Source organism: Nocardia sp. CC201C (assembly GCF_030010695.1).
GTDB classification, from domain to species: Bacteria; Actinomycetota; Actinomycetes; order Mycobacteriales; family Mycobacteriaceae; genus Nocardia; species Nocardia otitidiscaviarum.
The window spans coordinates 1-4,400 of record NZ_JASCXP010000515.1; the positions used below are offsets into that span (position 1 = coordinate 1).

Annotated in this window: 4 protein-coding genes; 2 read left to right on the forward strand and 2 right to left on the reverse strand. The window is 68.8% G+C overall.

Annotated elements, in window-relative coordinates:
* A partial coding sequence (locus QK444_RS32960) for a serine/threonine-protein kinase (protein ID WP_282785961.1) occupies nucleotides 1–866 on the reverse strand: 866 nt, incomplete at its 3' end.
* Between the two features lie 176 nt (nucleotides 867–1,042).
* On the opposite strand from QK444_RS32960, the gene QK444_RS32965 reads away from it, so the two are divergent.
* Complete coding sequence (locus QK444_RS32965; RefSeq protein WP_282785962.1) at nucleotides 1,043–2,536, forward strand: FHA domain-containing protein; 1,494 nt, start codon at nucleotides 1,043–1,045, stop codon at nucleotides 2,534–2,536.
* Nucleotides 2,537–2,569: 33 nt separating this feature from the next.
* On the opposite strand, the gene QK444_RS32970 is transcribed toward QK444_RS32965, so the two are convergent.
* Complete coding sequence (locus tag QK444_RS32970; protein WP_282785963.1) at nucleotides 2,570–4,048, reverse strand: metallopeptidase; 1,479 nt, start codon at nucleotides 4,046–4,048, stop codon at nucleotides 2,570–2,572.
* A gap of 104 nt (nucleotides 4,049–4,152) precedes the next feature.
* On the opposite strand from QK444_RS32970, the gene QK444_RS32975 reads away from it, so the two are divergent.
* The coding region (locus QK444_RS32975) for an FHA domain-containing protein (RefSeq protein ID WP_282785964.1) at nucleotides 4,153–4,400 on the forward strand (248 nt) is incomplete at its 3' end.

Here is a 4,400-nt window from a genome sequence, read left to right on the forward strand (position 1 = left end):
GTGGTGCGGACCGGTCGGTAGCCGGGGGTGAGGGCCTCGGCCGCCGCGTCGGCGAGTTCACGGCAGCTGCCGAAGCGGTGCGCCGGATTCTTGGCCAGCGCTCGGGCGATCACCTGGTCGATGGCCTCCGGCAGATGCGGGTTCACGGCCGTGGCACGCGGCGGCGGCTCGTGCAGGTGGCCCATCATGACCAGTGCGGGTTGCGTTGCCGGATACGGGTTCTGACCCGTGAGCAGCTTGTAGAAGGAACAGCCCAGACTGTAGATGTCGGCGCGATGGTCGAGCGGCTGTCCGGCCAGCTGCTCCGGCGGCGCGTAGGCGATGGTGGCGACGAAACTGCCGGTCTGGGTGAGTTCGATGGTGTCCTCGGTGGACTTGGCGACACCGAAATCAGCCAGCAGGGCGCGCTCCTCCTCGTCCCCACCGGCCGTGGAGAGCAGGAAGTTGGCGGGTTTGACGTCGCGATGCAGCAGGCTGTTGCGATGCGCGTAGTCCAGGCCGCGCCCCACCTGGGCGATGATATTGAGCGCCCGCAGCGGGGTCATGCCGTGTGGATCGCGCTTCTGCTCCGCGGAGGCATCGGTGCCCTCCACGTACTGCATGGCGATCCACAGCTGGCCGTTCTCCTCGCCGCGATTGTGGATCGTCACGATATTCGGATGGTCCAGTCCCGCGGCGATATTCGCCTCGCGTTCGAAACGGCCACGGAACTCGCGGTCACGTGACAGATCGGCGCTGAGTACCTTGAGCGCGTCCATGCGCGGCAGTTGCGGATGTTTGGCCAGGTAGACGGTGCCCATGCCGCCGGAGCCGAGCACCCGTTCGATCCGGTATCCGCCGACGATGGTGCCGGGGCTCATCGCCATAACTCGCGAACTCCTGGTCGACTGGGGGCCTTCGATGCTCTCGGCGAGCATACTGGACGGCTTCGCGAAGAGGCTCGGCGAAGAAATCCGGTCCGAACGCGACAGTGGGCGGCCACGTAACCTGATGCTGTGCTGAACCTCGCCCGCCGCCCGTCGTTCCGGGGCCGATTCCTGTGATGGATCGGCAGGTCGAGGTGGTCGCGGGCAGTCATGTGCTCACCCGCGTGGCGGGTGCCGTCATTCTCGTGGCGCATCGGGAGAGCGGCAGGCTCACATCCGAATCCCGGGCCGCCGTCGCCGCCCGGGCGCTGGGTGATCTGGTCGCGGAGGCCACCGAGGAGGCTCCCGACGGTCCCGGACGGCTGGTCGCGCGGCAGGCCACCCGGTGGCTCATGAAGGAGGCCGAGCGGATTTCGCCGGGACAGTCCGTGGACTTCGGGATACTGTCGGCCGCCGACACCGGCGGTGTGGCCGTCTTCCTGCACGGTGCGGTGACCGCGGTGCTGGCCGGACAGTCGGTCGAGTACGACCGGGGTAGTGACGCCGCCTTCACCGTGGACCGGGTCGCCGAGCATCCGGCGCTGGCCGCGGCGCTCTACATCGACGACGGCCGAGGGCGGGTGCCGGAACTGCCGCAGCGAGGTGTCGGCTCACTCGTCGAGGGTGTCGCGCAGGCCGGTGGCGCGGTGGTGTGGTTCGAGGGCGAACCGCTGCCGGTGCGTCGGCGGGCTATCCCGTCGCACGGGGTGGAATTCTCCGGCGGCGGGCGGCACAGTGCCCCGGAGCCGGGTGAGTCGCCCCGGGGTCGGCATGCCGCGCCGCCACCGACGGCCGCCTTCGATCCGATCACCGATCGCGCTGTGCCGGAATACGATCCGGATCTCACGCCGACCCGCACCTCGACCCGACTGCCCGCCGAGTTCGAGGTCGCCGAGGGTGTGTCGCCGCAGTCGGGTGCGCACACCGCCCCGGATTCCGATGCGGTCGGCGGTCACGGCTCGAATGCGAGCCTCGGCGCGGGCTCACAGCCCGTGCCGCGCACCGGTCCTGCCGGGGCGCAATCGGATTCGGCCGATACCGGTGACTTCGACCCGCACCGCGCCCCGACCGAGCTGGGCGGCACCAATCCCGCGCCCACACCGGACCCGGATCTGCAGCGCCGCCTGGATGCCACCGCCAAGGCCACGGCGCTCACCGTGAAGGTGCTCGGATTCAGATGCGCGCGTGCGCATCCCAGTGATCCGCGGTCGGCGTTCTGCAGTGTGTGCGGGATGCCGGTGGACCAGACCCAGCCGCTGGCCGAGGTGATCCGTCCGCCGCTGGGCATGCTGCTGCTCGACGACGGCATGACCTACATGCTCACGGCGGATGCGGTGGTGGGACGCGATCCGGAGCAGTCCGAGGCGGCCCGGGCGGGCCTGGTGCCGCTGCGCGTCGACGACGCCTCGGGAGGAATGTCCCGCGCGCACGCCGAAATCCGTTTGGTGAACTGGGATGTCACGGTGGTCGACCACGGCTCCACCAACGGCACCCGCGTCCGCCTGCCCGGCTACCACGACTGGGTGCGGCTGCAACCCCACCAGCCCATGGCGCTGACCTACGGAGCGGAGGTGCTGCTCGGCAACCGCGTACTGCGCCTGGAACCCGTCGCGCCGCCGCCCTTCGGGTAGCCGGGGTGATACGTCGCGACAGCGCGACCGCCGCTAGCTGTAGCGCGCGTCGCAGGTGTTGCGGCTGCCGAGCACTCCGGCGCGGAACGCGTCCACCCGGGAGAATCCGCTCGGCACGGTCTTGCCCTCGGTATCGCTGGCCGCCAGGCCGTCGGTGAGCAGACCGGAGACCGCCTCGTCCAGATCGCCGGGGGAGAGTGTGATGCTCGCCTGGGTTCGCGTATCCGGATCGGCCAGTTCCGCCGTGATCACTCCGGCCAGGCAGGCGGCCCGCAGGCCGGTCTTCGCGCCGGTGAGCCGTTGACCGGCGGCGTGCTGTACGGCCAGTGCGTAGCGGGAGATGAAGACCACGTACGCGTTGTAGTCGCCGGTCACCTTGACCGGAAGTCCGTCCTGCTCTTCGGCATCGGCCGCGCCGCGATCGGCGAGCGCGGACAGGTCGGTGCCGATGGTGTTGGTGGCCGGGCAGTAGGTCACCGGCACGGTGTCGGCGCCGTCGCGGCAGTCGAGATTCGCGGTGTCGTAGTCGTACTTGGGCTCGTCCGCGATCGGCATGATGGCCGCCATGGCCTTCGCCAGTTCGGTGAGAGTGCCCTGGCCGATTTCGGATTCGCCGCGGTTGGCGTCATCGCCGAAGTCCTGCGGCAGCTTTCCGCGTCGGCTCTCGATCTCGGCCATATCGATGGCCTTGCAGCTCCTGGCCCCGTCGGTGAAGCCGATCTGCACCGCCGTGACGCGTTCGAAGGCCGAACCGTGCACGCTCTCCGGATCTTCCGGATCGGAATCGCGGATGGCCACGGTGGCGGCCAGCACCGAATTCAACCCGTCGGAGGTGTTGATGGTGAAGTGCTTCGACTTGCCTTCGGCCACATGCCGGATGAACGCCCCCGCGAAGCAGTCCGCCTGCTGTTCCTTGACGATCACCGGATCCTTGCGGCCGAGCAGCTTGGCCATGGTCTGGATGGCGTGGCCGTACTCGTGGGCCATCACCATCACCACCGACATCTGTCCGAAGGTGTCCTGCATGGTCGGCAGCAGCACCGCGCGGTCCCAGCCGATGGAATTGTCGAGGCGGCAGTACGCGGCATTGACCAGGCGGTAGGTGGTCTCGTCGCAGAAGCGCACCGCCTGGGCGCGCGGGGTGCGCGCGCTCCACGACACGAAGGTGTTCACCGGCGTGAATTCGTTGCCGAACTCCTTCGGATACTCCTGCTGCCAATAGGTCTGGATATCTTCCAGGGCATTGAGGACCAGTGTGTCGATGGCGCCGCCGTCGGAGTTGGTGGCGGTGAGGGCCGAGTCGGGCACGCCCGCGCGGGGGCCGTTGGGTCCGCTGGTGGTGGGCAGACCGGCCACCTGGAACGGATCGTCGTAGATGGATACGGCCCGACCCTCGACGGTGAATGTGCATCCGGCCAGCAGCGCGGCCACCAGAGTGAACACGGCCAGGGCCGCCGCTGTCCGGCCGCCCGGTTCGATCCGTCGCGAGGATCGGCCGGTCGTACGGCGCATCGACACATCCACTCCCTTGCCAGCCGACCAGTTCCCGCCCGAGGGTAGACAGCTTGCCGCTCGGGGCTCCGCCGAAGTCCGGGCAATCGAATAGTATCCGCAGCATGTCTTTACCGGGGGCGCAGCAGATCACCGTGCGTCATGAAGGAACCGATCGGGTCTTCGACGCGAGTCAACAGGTCACCATGGGACGGGCACCCGAGGTGGCGCTGTTCGTGGACAGCCCTCTCGTGTCGCGCGTACACGCCACCCTGTCGTTTCAGGGTGGCGCCTGGGTGCTCACCGACAACGGCAGCACCAATGGCGTCTTCGTGGACGCTCGCAGGCTGACCATGCCGCTGGCCATCCACCG